Annotated in this window: 12 protein-coding genes; 5 read left to right on the top strand and 7 right to left on the bottom strand. The window is 36.6% G+C overall.

What is annotated here, in order from left to right:
* Window positions 1-22: 22 nt before the first annotated feature.
* Window positions 23-1402 carry a Gfo/Idh/MocA family protein gene (locus BUB25_RS06530; RefSeq protein ID WP_072942014.1) on the bottom strand — a complete coding sequence of 460 codons (1380 nt, stop codon included), beginning with the start codon at window positions 1400-1402 and terminating at the stop codon, window positions 23-25.
* Window positions 1403-1498: 96 nt separating this feature from the next.
* Window positions 1499-2824, bottom strand: a complete 1326-nt coding sequence (locus BUB25_RS06525; protein ID WP_072942011.1) for a DUF3472 domain-containing protein — start codon at window positions 2822-2824, stop codon at window positions 1499-1501.
* A gap of 455 nt (window positions 2825-3279) precedes the next feature.
* Here BUB25_RS06525 and BUB25_RS06520 point away from each other — a divergent pair, with 455 nt between their 5' ends.
* Window positions 3280-3930, top strand: a complete 651-nt coding sequence (locus BUB25_RS06520) for a sugar-binding protein (protein WP_072942008.1) — start codon at window positions 3280-3282, stop codon at window positions 3928-3930.
* A 1-nt stretch (window position 3931) separates the two neighbouring features.
* Here BUB25_RS06520 and BUB25_RS06515 read toward each other — a convergent pair whose 3' ends face one another.
* Complete coding sequence (locus BUB25_RS06515; RefSeq protein WP_072942005.1) at window positions 3932-4972, bottom strand: LacI family DNA-binding transcriptional regulator; 1041 nt, start codon at window positions 4970-4972, stop codon at window positions 3932-3934.
* 397 nt (window positions 4973-5369) lie between these two features.
* On the opposite strand from BUB25_RS06515, the gene BUB25_RS06510 reads away from it, so the two are divergent.
* From BUB25_RS06510 to nagB, 4 genes are all read left to right on the top strand, one after another.
* Complete coding sequence (locus BUB25_RS06510; protein ID WP_072942003.1) at window positions 5370-6446, top strand: GHMP family kinase ATP-binding protein; 1077 nt, start codon at window positions 5370-5372, stop codon at window positions 6444-6446.
* Between the two features lie 27 nt (window positions 6447-6473).
* Window positions 6474-7349: a sugar phosphate nucleotidyltransferase gene (locus BUB25_RS06505; RefSeq protein ID WP_072942001.1), complete on the top strand. Its 876-nt coding sequence runs from the start codon at window positions 6474-6476 to the stop codon at window positions 7347-7349.
* Between the two features lie 172 nt (window positions 7350-7521).
* Window positions 7522-8904, top strand: a complete 1383-nt coding sequence (locus BUB25_RS06500) for a sugar MFS transporter (protein WP_072941999.1) — start codon at window positions 7522-7524, stop codon at window positions 8902-8904.
* A 40-nt stretch (window positions 8905-8944) separates the two neighbouring features.
* Window positions 8945-10873, top strand: coding sequence for a glucosamine-6-phosphate deaminase (gene nagB, locus BUB25_RS06495; protein WP_072941997.1), 1929 nt, complete (start codon window positions 8945-8947; stop codon window positions 10871-10873).
* A 133-nt stretch (window positions 10874-11006) separates the two neighbouring features.
* Here nagB and BUB25_RS06490 read toward each other — a convergent pair whose 3' ends face one another.
* The 4 genes from BUB25_RS06490 to BUB25_RS06475 form a co-directional block, all read right to left on the bottom strand.
* Window positions 11007-11678: a copper homeostasis protein CutC gene (locus tag BUB25_RS06490; protein ID WP_072941995.1), complete on the bottom strand. Its 672-nt coding sequence runs from the start codon at window positions 11676-11678 to the stop codon at window positions 11007-11009.
* The gene (locus BUB25_RS06485) at window positions 11679-12671 is read right to left on the bottom strand and encodes an isoaspartyl peptidase/L-asparaginase family protein (RefSeq protein WP_072941993.1); all 993 of its coding nucleotides are present in this window, start codon (window positions 12669-12671) and stop codon (window positions 11679-11681) included.
* 30 nt (window positions 12672-12701) lie between these two features.
* Window positions 12702-13637, bottom strand: a complete 936-nt coding sequence (locus BUB25_RS06480) for an ROK family protein (RefSeq protein WP_072941991.1) — start codon at window positions 13635-13637, stop codon at window positions 12702-12704.
* Window positions 13638-13772: 135 nt separating this feature from the next.
* On the bottom strand, window positions 13773-16082 hold the full coding sequence (locus BUB25_RS06475; RefSeq protein WP_072941989.1) for a glycoside hydrolase family 20 protein: 2310 nt from the start codon (window positions 16080-16082) through the stop codon (window positions 13773-13775).

Below are 16082 nucleotides of genomic sequence, written 5' to 3'. Positions count from 1 at the left end.
TCTCCAAATTATGCCAGATTGCTTATTTAGCAAATTCCAATCCTTTTAGTTTATTCCAGCCTCCACGGGTAAAATCAGGAATTTCAACCGGCACAGAACCTTTCTCTAATGAAAGTTCAGTTAATGGAGCTAAACAAGACCATTCGGCTAAATCATACACATCCATATCTAAAGGAAGTCCATTTTGAAGACAATAGATCAAACGGTAATTTAAGATAAAATCCATACCACCATGACCACCAACTTTTTTAGCTTTTTCTTCTAATCCAACAGCGATTGGATGCTTGTATTTTTCCATCAATGCTTTTTTCACATCTGCTGGCACAAAACTATGAGCAGAAAAATTTTCATGATTTGGCTTAAGATCGGCGCTTATTTCTTTGGAATCCAAAGCATATCCTTCAGAAGGATATTTATTAGCAAAACCTTTAGTACCTGTCAATTGGTACATACGGCTGTATGGACGAGGACTAGCCACATCGTGTTGAATTTGGATTGTTTTTCCTTTTTCCGTTTTAATCATAGTCATCGTGTGATCTCCATTTTTAAAATCTTTCAATTCTTTGCCTGTTTTTTCTTTTATAAAAGCAGGAATACTCACCGCTTTAGTATCCATAGAAACTAAATAGTTCATTTTATCACCACGGTGAATGTTTAAAGCCTGACAAGCTGGCCCCATACCATGAGTTGCATAAATATCTCCACGGTGCTTCACATTATAGTCTAAACGCCAATTATTCCAGTAATCTCCCCAGAAAGGTTCAAGGTTATGAATATATGCGCCTTCTGCATGAAGGATATCACCAAATACGCCTTGTTGAGCCATATTTAATGTAGTCAATTCGAAGAAATCGTACACACAGTTTTCCAATTGCATGCAGTGTTTACGTGTTTTTTCGGAAGTGTTGATCAGATCCCAAATCTCTTCCATTGTCATTGCAGCTGGAACTTCAATTGCTACATGTTTTCCGTCTTTCATCGCTTGAACGCCCATTTTTGCATGAGTTTTCCAGTCTGTAGAGATGTAGACCAAATCAACGTTAGGTAGTGCAGTTACTTTTCTCCAAGCATTTTCATCACCAAAAAATTCTAGTGCTTTAGGGAAACCGGCTTTTACCAATCTTTCATTGGCAGATTTAGTATTTTTTTCAAGCATATCACAAACAGCAACAACCTCTACTCCTGGAATATTAATCACACTCTCCAAGTGACCAGGTCCTCTCATACCTAATCCAATAAAAGCCACACGCACTGTTGGTAATGGCGCCGTGGCTAAACTCAACACATCCGTTTGTCCTTTAGGGCGTTTTGGTGTTGGTGTTTTAATCATCTGGGCAGACGCATTAGCCCAACCCACTAATAGACAAGCTATCAGAAAAAATTTAGAAATACTACTTTTCATGTCAAATTAATTTATTTAGTTTTAATAATAGGAATGATACTTAGACGGTATCATTTTTATGTTTTCTACCTTGATTTTCAAAAATATAAATCTTTTCTAAGGTAAGCTGTTAAAATTAATATTTGGTTTTTTATTTGTCAGAGGTCTGGTAAATACAGCTCCCGGAACAGAATAGTCATTATAGAAACCTCCATTTTTAAGATAAAAACCTCCAGAGTCTAATCCTCCAGAATAATCCATTCTGTAACCCTGTTTAGCTGTATTGTCTACAGAAAATTTTGCGGTATTCAATTCATTCCAATTCCCTTTGTCATCACAATACCATTGGTTATTGAATACCACCCTTCTCGAAAAATCCCCTTGAGCAGGAATAAAGTTTTCTAAAAACGAATGAAAACGCTTTAAATAAGTATTAGTCTGAGGCCTATTGAAACTAGCAATTAATTGCCATTCGCCCGTTTCTGGGGCAAAAAAATAGGAGGTATAGTTTGTAGAATTATTTCCCTGAGGTGTACCTCTAAGCAAAAATTTATAAGTAGTACCGGCTATCCAATTGTATTTCAAATAACTTTGTCCGCCTGAACCCTCGTTACCAAATTCACCTGTGGTTACATTATTCCCTTTTTTCAACAATTTAATTTTGTGCGATTCCGGAATACTATTCGGGTCATCTGTCGTGAAAGGACTCCAAACAGAAAACAAAACTTTTCTCTCTTTATCCGAATTCACTTGGATACCAAAATAACCTTCACCAAAACCATTGGCCATAAAATAAGAACCTATTTTATCCTCACCCGCAGGAACGGTCAATTCATTATAATACCATTCGGCATTCACATTTTCAGGAGCCTGATAATTTAAATGCACTGATGGCCCTCGCCTTCCCCAATGATAAAAATTACCTTCATTATTAGGAACGTAAGCTATTTTTCCTACATAATCAGTACTACTGATAGTCAAACGGCTAATGGCAGGAAAGTTTGTTCCCGATTTATTTAAACCTTTAATTACAATGGCCACATACCCTTCTTTGGCAATTTTCCAATTTCCTACTACAATTGCTTTCTTTTGGGCAGAAGCATCTAGTTTTACTCTTTTTGACTCCTTGTTGATTGAAAACTCCAATTCTGATTTACCCGAAATCACAACTGATTCCTCTATTGTAACCTGGAAAGTCCCCGGATTAGAAACTCTAAAATAAGCTGTAAAATACTCTTTCGAATCCGTCCAGTTTTCTATACCATTATCAGTAATCGTCCTACTATCTAAATGCATAGAACTATATGCATTACCGGCTAAAGGCAATGAAATTTGAACTTTTGGTTCTTCTTTATCAGATGCTTTTTGCGAGTAATCATTGTTGCTTGCACAAGAAACCAATGTCGATAAAAAAGCAAAAAACAAATAAAATATATTTTTCATTTTTAGGGGATAAATTATTAATGTTCAGTTTTTAAAACTTTATTCAATTTACTGCAAACGGTTTTTCAATTTTGCATTGGATCTTATTTAAAACTTTTCAGTATTCTTAATGAAAATAAAAATCACTTAATTAATCTTTATGACATTAGTACATACGACGAAACTATATATTAAATTTAAATAAACCAAGAAAAGGCAGTAAAAATGTGTTCGAACACATAATATTTATGTTGTCGAGCACAAAAAAACTTGTTAAAACAATTTTTTTTCTGAATTTTAGCCTTTCAAACAAAATAAACCAATAAGAGCCTTTCTTAAAAAATTATACATTTGACTTTGATAAGCGTATTTTTTGTTTAAATTTATTTTTTTGTTGCACCTAATCTCTCGCAACAGCCTAACAATAAATTTAGTTCAAAAAAAAACACCAAATAAGTAAACAGAAATCAATAAATATGGAACAAAACGCCAAAACCTACGAAGTACATTTAATTGCAAATGAAAAATTAAAAATTACAGGTAAAGGAGACAACATTTTATGGAAAGACGCAGTCGTTTTATCCAATTTCATATCTCCTTGGAGTAGTGAAAATCCTTCAAGAATTGAGTTTAGAGCTTTGTGGGATAAAAATTATCTGTTTTTTTGCTTTAAAGTATATGACACAAACATTCATATAGACAAAAAAGACAATAGCGTATACAGCATTGGTAATTCTGACCGAGTAGAACTTTTCTTCAGACCTGATCGTTCTTTGAATCCTTACTACTGTCTTGAAATGGATACCGAAGCCAGAATAATGGATTTTATTGCCTATCCGAATAAAAAATTTGACTACAATTGGAATTGGCCAGAAAATGACATCACAGTCAAATCATCCAAAAACGACACTAGTTTTACCGTTGAAGGAGCCATTAGTATTGAATCCCTAAAAAAGTTTCATTTGATTAAAGGTGACAAAATAGAAACTGGAATTTTTAGGGCAAAATACAATTCAATAGACAACAAGAACTTCGAACCTACTTGGATTACTTGGATTAACCCTAAAACCGAAACCCCTAATTTTCATACGCCAACCTCTTTTGGAATATTGCATTTAATGCCTTAAACTATTCCATATAAAAACTGGCATTTTCAGAGTTAACAATATCAATAGGCAAAAGAGTTGTTTTAGGAATTTCTTTGCTAAAAATAAAATGATCCACTAGGCAGGTTATCCCCAGATAGGCTTGCCTTTTTGGATTTTGATGTATCAAAAAATCAATAGTTCCTTGTTTCAAATAAGCCACATTTTCCTCAATTAAATCATAACCAATAATTGCTATTTTTCTGTGTTCAGTTTCACCAATAATTTTAGCAATTTGGTATGCCTTGGATGTGGTAATAAAAACTCCGGTTACATTAGGATTTTCTTCAAGAAATTGAACCAAATTAGTTTCGATGCTTGGATTCTTTAATTTGAGCGTAATAATTTTTGAATCCTGTCCGTTATTCTCACTAAAATAGGTTCTGAATCCTCTTTCTTTTTCCTGCATGTGTACCGCATTCTTGTAACTTTCGTTAAGGTGTATAATAGCAAGTTGTTCATTATTGGAAAGTAAATCCAATAACCTGGCCGCCACTCTCCCACTTTGATATAAATCCTGCCCTACAAAGTTTTTAATCGCTTCGGATTGTACCTGATTATTAAAAGTATTAACAATTATCCCCTCTTCATGGTATTTTTCAGCAACATTTAAAGCTTCTTTATAAAACAAAGGCGCCAGCAAAACAGCATCGGGTGCTAAAGCCAGAACAGTTTCATTCACGTTTATAAATGACTTGGTACTCTCGGGATTAAAATAATGGGTTTTGATAGACAAATTAAATGCCTTAAATTCTCTAATCGCCTCTTCAATTCCTCTTACACATGGAAGCCAATAGGAATCAAATGAGGGATCAGGAATAACGACACTAATAGAGTAAATCTTATTATTTTTTAAATTTCTTGCAATCAGATTGGGTTCGTAGTCCATCTCATTTAGAACAGCATTTACACTGTCAAAAGCTTTCTGAGAAACCTTTCCTCTTTTATGCAAGACTCTATCCACCGTTCCTTTGGAAACTCCGGCTAACCGAGCAATATCTTTAATTGTAAGTTTTTTATCCATCACCGACAAATATATAAAAACTTTAGATTAAATCATTTTGAATTAAAAAATCAATAATGAATTAACACTATTTCAATATTTATTACCAAAATCCTAACTCAATATACTTTTAAAACACTTAGAATTAACAATAATCTTCTTAAACAAAGTAATACTGACTTGCAGTACACCCAAAAACCGGTAGGTACCGGTGTTATATATTTAAAAACTACCCTTATTTTTGATTTTTTTATTATCAATTAGTGTAAAAAATGTGTTCGAACACATTTTTAATGCTTTTACTTGTTTTATTGATATTATATCTATAGTTTCGTGTATTAAAAGCATAAGAAATAAAATAATCAGCAAACAACAGCAATATAAATAGCTATTTAGTAATATTTTTAACAAATTCAAAGTGAAGGAAATCATATCATTGGCACCTGGCAGAACCTGTCTTTTTGGAGATCATCAAGATTATCTGGGTTTACCTGTCATCGCCTGTGCAATCAGTAGAAGTATCAAGCTAACGGCAGTACAAAATAATAGTGGGGTATTCAAACTGAATATGGTCGATATTGATCAACTCAGAATCATAGACATCAATCAAACCTTTTCCCAATTAGAGCCACGCGATTATTTCGCCTCTTCATTAAGAGTACTCAGAAGACATGGCTGCATTCCAAATGTTGGCTACGACATTACAATAACCGGAAATATCCCAATTAACTCAGGCACCTCAAGTTCATCTGCCTTATTATTAGCATGGATTAATTTTTTAGTCACCGCTTATGGAGTGAATGAAGAAATTACTCCTGAATTCATTTCCAGAATGGGCTATTTATCTGAAGTGGTGGAACATGGAGAGCCCGGAGGAATGATGGATCATTACAGCATTGGCGTTGGTAATATCGTGCACATCGACACCCGAGATCCTTTTTCTTTTACCGTTATTGGAAATGAATTAGGCGGACTTATAACCGGCGTTTCGGGCGTTCCTAAAGAAACAATCGGTCTGATCGGGGATTTGAAAGGAAATGCTTTATTGGCCATAGGTACCATAAAACAGAGTTTTCCCGATTTTGATTTACACCAAACCGAAATTGAAGACTTAGATAAATACCGCAATTATTTACCGGATCGCTTAATTCCTTTCTTCGAAGCTGCCATCAAAAATCATCATTATACCAAAATGGCATTGATTGAATTTCAAAAACCTGTACTTGATTTAAAAAAAATCGGCGCATTGATGAATAAGCATCATGCCGTATTAAGGGATTTATTAAAAATAACCGTCCCAAGGATAGATGCCATGATTAATGCCGCGTTAAAAGCAGGCGCTTATGGTGCTAAAATTGTTGGTTCAGGAGGTGGTGGTAGCATTGTAGTAATGGCCGAGCCAGGAAATGAAGCTCCTGTAGTCGAAGCTTTACTAGCTGCGGGTGCAGTTGAAGCCTACGCAGTAACTGTTGATCCCGGATCAAGAATAGAATAAATAAATTAAATCTTTAAAGAACTAATCATGCATAACAATTTAATCATTTTAGCCGGTGGTGCTTCTTCAAGAATGAAAAAGCAAGTTGTATTAGACAATTTAAGCGAGGAAGAAATTGCACAAGCTAACGAAAGAAGTAAAGGACTTATAGGCGTTGGCCCAAACGGCAGACCACTATTAGACTATCTTTTATTAAATGCTAAAAGAGCTGGATATAAAAATATATACATCATCATAGGCGAGCAAGGAGATTTATTCAAAGAATTTTACGGTAGCGAAAATAAAAACAATGATTTTCATGGCTTAAATATCTCTTTTGCCACTCAATATATTCCCGAAGGAAGGGTAAAACCATTTGGTACCGCCGATGCTTTATTTCAAGCAGTAGAACAATATCCTGAACTAAACTCTCAGTACTACTCTGTTTGCAACAGTGATAATTTATATTCCACAGCCGCCTTATTGGCTCTCAGAGAAACAGATAGCCCAAATGCCTTTATCAGCTATGACAGAGACGCAATGCTATTCCCATCTGAACGAATTTCTCGCTTTGCCATTGCAAAACTAGACGAGAACAATTGTCTTTTGGATATTCTTGAGAAACCAACAGCTGATGTTTTAGAAAGTTATAAAGATACCGAAGGAAAATTAAGAGTTAGCATGAATGCCTTTAAATTCAAAGGAGAAGTGCTATATCCTTATCTAAAAAATTGTCCTGTACATCCTGAAAGAGATGAAAAAGAATTGCCTACCGTACTTTTGAATTCATTGAAAGAAGCAGGGAATGTCGCTTTGGGAATCCCTTTTTCTGAGCATGTTCCTGACTTAACTGCAAAGGAAGATATTGCAGAAGTAAAAGAATATTTGAAAAAACACTATCCAGAACTAGATTGGAATGTGTAAAAAAAGAAGATAAAAAACGATTTTTAAAATAATATCATTACAAAAATCAGTAAAAAGTATTTCTCATCCATTTTTTGCATACTAAGCAAACCATAACGGATTTTTGAGGTATTTTTGATTTTAAAAATAAATAAAACACGTTAATTTAACCATTATTTTAAACCAAATTTAGATGTCAAAAATTGAAAGTACAATTAATAAGAATCAGGGAAGTGCATTGATTCCAATGGTTATTTTAACCGCATTATTTTTTATTTTAGGTTTTGTAACCTGGCTCAATGGGCCGCTGATTCCGTTTTTTGAATTGGCTTGCGAATTGTCATCATCACAAGCTTATTTTGTGGCTTTTGCTTTTTATATCGCTTATTTTGTCATGGCGATTCCATCGTCCTGGGTAATTGAAAAGGTGGGTTATAAAAACGGGGTTTCCTTAGGATTGGTGGTTATTGCTTTTGGGGCATTTATGTTTTACCCTGCAGCCGAAAGCCGAACTTTCCTTCTATTTCTAATCGCTTTATTTGTTATGGGAACCGGTCTGGCCATTTTGCAAACAGCGGCAAATCCTTATGTGGTCGTAATTGGCCCAAGAGAAAGTGCAGCGGCCAGAATCAGCGTTTTGGGAATTGCCAATAAACTGGCAGGATTTATAGCTCCTTTAGTGTTAACGGCTTTGGTGTTGTCAAACATGCAGGATTATACTGCCGAAAAAATCGCAGCTCTTGACAATGTTGCCAAATCAGCAGCATTAGATGCGCTGGCGTTGCAATTGCAAACTCCTTACATTTATATGGGAATTGTCATTCTGGTGTTGGCTTTGATGGTTAAATTATCTCCTTTGCCGGAAATTGATTTGGACGAAGATGGAAACGTAGCTCACATGAGTATTTTCAAACAAATTAAAAATGCGTTTCAATATCCTCAACTAGTTTTAGGAGTCATTACTTTGATGTTGTATCTTGCAGCCGAAGTATTGGCAGGAGATTCAATTGGTGGTTTTGGTAAGCAATTAGGGGTTTACGGTGAAGATGGAAATTTTTATTTAAAACTAACTTCATTTACCATGACAGCCATGGTAGTGGGCTATATTTTAGGGATTAGCTTAATACCAAAATACGTTTCTCAGGTTCAGGCATTAAAAGCTTCCGGTATTCTGGGTTTAATTTTGGTGGTATTAATTGTAGCTATTTCTCCAACTATAATGGTTCAATTACCGGGAATTCCGGCTTTGCCAGTAGTAATTCTTTTAGTGGCTCTTTTAGGACTGGCCAATGCGCTTTGCTGGCCTGCCATTTGGCCAATGGCACTACAGGACTTAGGAGGATATACCAAGATAGCCAGTGCCATATTGATTATGGGAATCATAGGAGGTGCCGTTTTTCCATTAGTTTATGGTGCTTTGGTAGAAACAATCAATTCGGCTAATCACGCAAATGGCGTTGCAGAAACGGCAAAAAGCGGAAACCAAATCGCTTATTTAATGTTATTACCGGCATATATGATGATTATATTCTTCGCATTCAAAGGTCATAAATACAGAAGCTGGTCAAAAAAATAAAACATAATACTAAATACCACAACTTTAAAATAAACTAACAATGTTAAAAAGTAGTATAGATAAGGCGACAGGTTTCGAAAAAAGATTCGAAAATATTGGCACAGTAGTTTTTGAAAATTCGACTGCGGCATCAAAAGCGGTTGCACAAGAAATAGCAACACTTATCAAGTCAAAACAAGCCAACAACGAATCATGCGTATTAGGTTTGGCAACTGGTTCGTCACCAAAAGGATTGTATGCGGAACTGGTTCGTCTTCACAAAGAAGAAGGACTGAGTTTTAAAAATGTGATTACATTCAACCTAGATGAATATTATCCGATGGAGCCTAATTCCATAAATAGCTATGTGCGATTTATGAAGGAATTATTGCTGGATCATGTTGACATCTTAGCAGAAAATTACAATATCCCTGACGGAACTTTAACTAAAGAAGAAATTGCGGATTATTGTGCCACTTATGAAGAAAAGATTGAAGCTTTGGGTGGAATCGATTTGCAAATATTAGGAATTGGAGGAAACGGTCACATTGGATTCAATGAGTCGGGCTCTTTACAAAATTCAAAAACAAGATTAGTAGCCTTAGATCATATCACCAGAGTGGCGGCCAGCAAAGATTTTTCAGGATTGAGCAATACGCCAAGAACGGCAATCACACTGGGAGTTAAAAAAATAATGGAAGCCAAACAAGTTATTTTGATGGCTTGGGGGGAAGGAAAATCAGATATTATTAAAAAATCTGTTGAAGGCGAAGTGACCAATCAGATTCCTGCTTCCTTTTTGCAGGAACACAATAATGCGGTTTTTGTTTTAGATAAAGAAGCTTCTTCAAAACTGACCAGAATCAACAGACCTTGGTTAGTAGAAAAAATTGTTTGGACAGATCGATTAACCAGAAAAGCGGTTTTAGGATTGGCTCTTGATTTGAAAAAACCTATTTTAATGCTTACTGATGCTGATTATATTGAAAACGGAATGAGTGATTTATTGGCTGATTCTGGCCCTGCTTATGACATCAACATCAAAATATTTAATAAATTACAGAACACCATCACAGGATGGCCTGGAGGTAAACCGAATGCGGATGATGCTAACAGACCGGAAAGAGCGGAACCTGCAAGAAAAAGAGTGTTGATATTCAGCCCGCATCCCGATGATGATATCATCAGTATGGGTGGAACTTTCATGAGATTACAACAGCAAGGACACGAAGTGCATGTGGCTTACCAAACTTCGGGAAATATTGCAGTTGCAGATGATGAGGCGTTGCGATTTGCCAGATTCGTATTGGATTACAATGAGAAATTTGGAATAAAAAGCCCTGAAGCTGAGAATATTTACGAAAAAGCAATTAGCTTTCTTAAGAATAAAAAAGCAAGTGAAATTGACATTCCTGAAGTTCGTTATATAAAAGGTTTAATTCGAAAAGGAGAAGCCCGTGCTACGAGTCATTTTGTTGGATTGCCGGATGAGCAAATTCATTTTATGGAACTTCCTTTCTATGAAACTGGAGCTATCGAGAAAAAGCCTTTAGGTGCGGCAGATATCCAATTGACCATGGAGCTTATTGAAAAAGTAAAACCACATCAAATATACGCAGCAGGAGACTTAGCTGATCCGCACGGAACGCACAAAGTATGTCTGGATGCTATTTTTGAAGCGGTAAAAAACCTTAAATCGAAAGATTTTATGAACGATTGCTGGGTTTGGTTGTACAGAGGAGCTTGGCAAGAATGGGGTATTGACGAAATCGAAATGGCTGTACCAATGAGCCCAGACCAAGTATTAGCCAAAAGACATGGAATCTTCAAGCACCAATCTCAAAAAGACGGTGTAGTATTCCAAGGATCTGATGCAAGAGAATTTTGGCAAAGAGCCGAAGACAGAAACAGAGAAACGGCAGTATTATACGATCAATTAGGAATGTCCAGTTATGCGGCTATGGAAGCTTTTGTAAGATGGAAATTTTAACAATAGACGAATAAAATACAGTTCTACTAAATAAAAAATTCGCCCCTAAAATCTACATTCTTTTGAGATTTTTAGGGCGAATTTTTATTTTTCTATTCTTTATCTATCTTTCTATTGCAACGTTAAGCCCAGATTACAATCTGGATTTCATCGCTTTTACTTCCTCTCCGTTAGCAGTTTCACCTGGATCAACAATAGCTGAAGAATGGTAAAAAATAGCGTTCGTTTTTTCTTTTAACAAACCAATATTCGACGAGCGTAATCCGCCGCCGGGCATAATGGTAATCCGATTGTCGGCTTTTCTAACTAATTCAGCCAATACATCAATTCCCTCCACCACATTTTTTTCCTGTCCGGAAGTCAATATCGTTTTGAAACCGCATTCGATTATAGATTCAAGCGATTCATAAACATTAGCCACTACATCAAAAGCACGGTGAAAAGTACAGGGAACAGGATGTGCCAATGCTACTAATTCGCTGTTTTGCTCTTTATTGACATTGCCGTCTTTATCTAAAATCCCAAAAACAAAGCCATCCAAATTTAGTTTTTTGAACTGTTGGATTTCAGTTTTCATTTGTTCAAATTCAGCATCAGAATAGACAAAATCTCCACCACGCGGACGGATCATTACATTTAATTTTATCTTCAGTTCTTTGCGGGCGGCTTCGGTAATTTCGAAATCAGGCGTTGTTCCGCCTTCATTCATGTTCGCACATAATTCTACTCTATCAGCTCCGTTTTCTTGCGCGATAATTGCAGATTGCAAATTAAAACACGCTATTTCCAGTTGGTCTTTTTTCATTTATTTCAAAAAATATTCGGCATCAATCAATCGGTTTCCGGTTTCATCATTAACAGCATAATTAAATCCTCCCTGAATACAATAAGATCCATATTCTCCTTGCTTATTCAAGGCTATAAAACCTACCTGAATGTCTTTTAATTCCTTATTTCTGTTCTTGGTTAATTTTATGATTCGGGCAACGGCTTCCTCACAGGCTTTTTGCGGTGATTTTCCCTGACGCATCAATTCGACAACCAGATGGCAGCCCGAAATTCGAATCACTTCTTCACCGTGACCGGTAGCTGTTGCGGCTCCAATTTCGTTATCAACATAAAGTCCGGCTCCGATAATTGGAGAATCACCCACACGTCCGTGCATTTTAAATGCCATTCCGCTGGTGGTACAGGCACCCGAAAGATTTCCACTGGCATCCAAAGCAATCATTCCAATGGTGTCATGATTTTCGATATTGGCAATGGGCTTGTATTTGCTGTCTTTCAGCCATTCTTTCCATTCTTTTTCAGATTCTTCGGTCAATAAATTTTCCTTTTTAAAACCTTGCGAAAGGGCAAACTGTAAAGCGCCATCTCCAACTAGCATCACGTGTGGCGTTTTTTCCATCACCGCACGCGCCACCGAAATAGGATGTTTGATGTATTCCAAACAAGCCACCGAACCGATATTGGCTTGTTCATCCATAATACAGGAATCTAATGTAACGCGGCCGTCCCTATCAGGTCTTCCGCCATATCCCACACTTCGCTCTTTGGGATCGCCTTCGGGAATTTTTACGCCGGCTTCAACTGCATCTAAAGCACTTCCGTTCTTTTTTAAGACTTCCCAGGCAGCGGCATTGGCTTCAATTCCGAATCTCCAGGTCGAAAGCACAATCGGTTTTCTTCCTTTTCTTGGCGCTATAATTTCTTCTTCAGGCTTACTGCTAAAAGAATTTAATGCCACCGCCACAGAGGCCACCGCTGCCGTTTTTATAAAATTTCTACGGTTATTCATCTTATTTCTATTTATTAACTCTACTTCTTTTTAATACAAAAAAGCCGATTCATTTTGATTAAAATATTCTTTATAAATCAAACTTGTTGCGCCTAATAAGGCTGCTATTTCATTATCTGAAGAAATTAAAACAGGGACTTCGCAGCCTTGTTTTTTTAATTTTTCTTCAAATGCGGTCAAGAAAAAGACACTTGCATTTGCAATCTTTCCTCCTATAATAAAACATTCCGCTTCAAAAGTTTTTAACCAAGGTGCCACGATTACGGCTAAATCTTCGCCTAAGTTACGAAAAGCTTCCGATGCAATTTCATCTCCGGCTGTTGCCAAATTAAAAATTTCCAGTCCGCTGTCAATTTTACGTCCGCTTAATTGCTGATAGTGTGCAATCAGTCCACGAGCAGAAACATAATCCTCGGCTATGCTGTCTTTATAAGGACTATTATACAATTCTCCATCTGTTGGTACCTTATTTCCCGTAGTAATCGCTTCTGCTTTGTCTATAAAGCAAGCGCCAAGTCCGGTTCCAAGTGTCACCGCCATCACTTTTCTAGAACGATTCTCCGCATTTTTAAAAACTTCTCCTTTTCCAAAACAATCGGCGTCATTTTCAAAAAGAACAGGAAAATCATCCGACAAATTCAGCCTGTCTCGGATCAATTTTCTAACATCCAAACCATAAAAATGCTCGTATTTAGTTTGTCCTTTTATCCAACAAATCCCATTTGCATAATCAAATGGACCAGGCATGCATACTGAAATTCCGACAAATTCCTCAACTCCAGAATTTTTCCATGAAGTACGGATTACCCTTTCCCAAATATCCATAACCTGATCAGCCTGAAGATTAGAATCAAAAGATTCTTTGTATAAAGAGACTTCGATCAATTTCATTTCATTAACCGCTATGACTCCAGCTGTAATGTGACTCCCTCCGATATCTAATCCAATAGCGAATATATTTTTCATTTATTTTTATTAATTGTACCATGCGCCATTTAAAATTTAATAGGTTTTAAATATTAAATTATCACTGGCGCATAACTATTTCTATACCAACTTCTCAGCTCATAAAATGGATACTGATCTATTTCTATTCTTTGATTATTCTACGATAATCTCATCTACAAACAACCAAGAAGCTTGATTTTCTCCCGGATGTCCCGGAGGACATTTGCCTAAGTTTTTAGCAGTAATACGAACAGCTTTCACTTTTTGACTTGCAAATTGGCTTGTGAAATCCATAATTTGTGTATCTCTTGCATCAACCGGAATCGTGTTTATGACCGTCTTTATTTCTTTAAAATTGATTCCGTCTGCCGATACTTCAAACTTAACCCATTGTGGGAAAAACACCCATTGTCCCCAATTTTGAATACAGCCTAATGAAATACTGCTTGCTGTTACGGGAGTTCCCAGGTCAATTGTAGCCACCATATCGCTACCGTTGAAAGCATGCCATTGTTTCCCAATATCTTTGGTTCCTCTAAAACCGTCTGTCAACGTATTAGCGCCATTAGCTGGATAATAACGACTGTTAGCCGTGTCGTACTTTACGGATTTTCCGGTAGCTTTATTGAATGTAAAAGATTGCTCCGCCGGCTTGGCATTCATCACTTTATTATGCAAGGCCATAACTGCTTTCACTGTCATGGAAGTAGTCACCACAAAAGGTTTTTCATATTTGGCACTGCCAATTGTAGGTATACTGCCGTCGGTTGTATAATAAATTACGCCATCAGAATTCTCTGTTTCCAAGGAAATAGAAAGCGAGTTATTAGCCACAATTGGTTTAATATCTACTTTGTAATTTCCTTTGGAATAATGAAGTCCTTTTTGTTCAAAACCTACCAAATGCGGTTGCAAACGCTTGTTGAAATTTTCCCAATTGCGTTGTTCTTTTGTAGACCACAATACTTCTGCCAAGGCGGGCATACGGGGAAGAATCATATATTCAGCCTGTTCCGCTGTTGGAATATATTCTGTCCATAAATTCCCTTGTGATCCCAAAACTCTTTTTCCTTCTTCGGCAGTTAATTCTGCAGGAATTGGCTCATAATTATATACTTTTTTCAACGTATTAAAACCGCCAATTGCCAAAGGTTCCGTTTCAGGATCTCCCTGATAATGGTCAAAATAACAAGGATAACCAGGTGTCATAATTACATCATGTCCCATCTTGGCCGCTTCAATTCCGCCGGCTTCACCCTGCCAACTCATTACAGTAGCTTCGGGAGCCAATCCTCCTTCGAGAATTTCATCCCAACCGATCATTTTTCTGTCTTTTGAAACTATGAATTTCTCCATTCGACGGATGAAATAACTCTGTAGTTCTTTCTCGTCTTTCAAATGCTCTGTTTTCATTCTGGCCTGACATTTGGCACAATTTTTCCAACTTTTTTTATCTACCTCATCACCTCCAACATGGATGTATTTAGATGGAAAAATAGCCATAACCTCAGTAAGAATATCTTCTAAGAAAGCAAAAGCCTGATCGTTTCCTGCACAATAATTGCTTTCGACCTTGCTGGCAAAGAAATTACCTGTTTGTCCAAAATGATATTTAGGATTACACGATAGTTCCGGATAAGCAGCCATAGCCGCTTCTGAATGACCCGGCATTTCAATTTCCGGTACTACGGTAATATTTCTTGCTTTGGCGTAAGCCACGATGTCCTTGGCTTGTTCCTGAGTGTAATATCCTCCATAAGTCGACTTGCTTCTGTCGGCATTAAATTCTATCTCAGCCCAGTTCCAAGATTTTCCCCAATCGTCTACTCGCCAAGCGGCTTGTTCGGTCAATTTTGGATACTTTTTGATTTCCAAACGCCATCCGGCGCCATCAACCAAATGCCAATGAAAAACATTCATTTTATAGGTCGCCAACAAATCGATGAATTCTTTGACCAATTCTGGCGCAAAAAAATGACGACTCACATCCAGCATCAAACCTCTCCAGCCAAAACGGGGATAATCCTTGATTTCCATGCTGGGAATTTGTACCAAATCATTGGTTCTGATAAAAGGCAGGGTTTGCAATAAGGATTGAACACCATAAAACAAGCCTTTAGAAGTATTGGCTCTTACCTTAATTTCATTGGGATTTACAGAAATCAAATAACCTTCGTCACCTATTTCTTTGTTTTTTTCGATACTAAAAGCTATTGTTTTTCCTTTTCCCGTATTGGTTTTCAATTCGAAACCGCTAACTCTTTTTACATATTCAGTAAAGAAATGAACCACATCTGCAGTTGCTTTATCATTTTTAGGAATCTTAACCGATGTTTTGTTATCAATTATAAAACTGCCTTCTTTCATTTCCAGACTCAAAGGCTGTGGAATGATATGAACGGCTTGTTGCGCCTGTAGCAGCATAGTGAACAGCAAACTGGCTAATAGAATTATTTTTCTCAT

The organism is Flavobacterium granuli (assembly GCF_900129705.1).
GTDB lineage: Bacteria > Bacteroidota > Bacteroidia > Flavobacteriales > Flavobacteriaceae > Flavobacterium > Flavobacterium granuli.
Note: the sequence above shows the minus strand (reverse complement) of the source record. Positions and strands in the feature narration are given on the sequence as shown.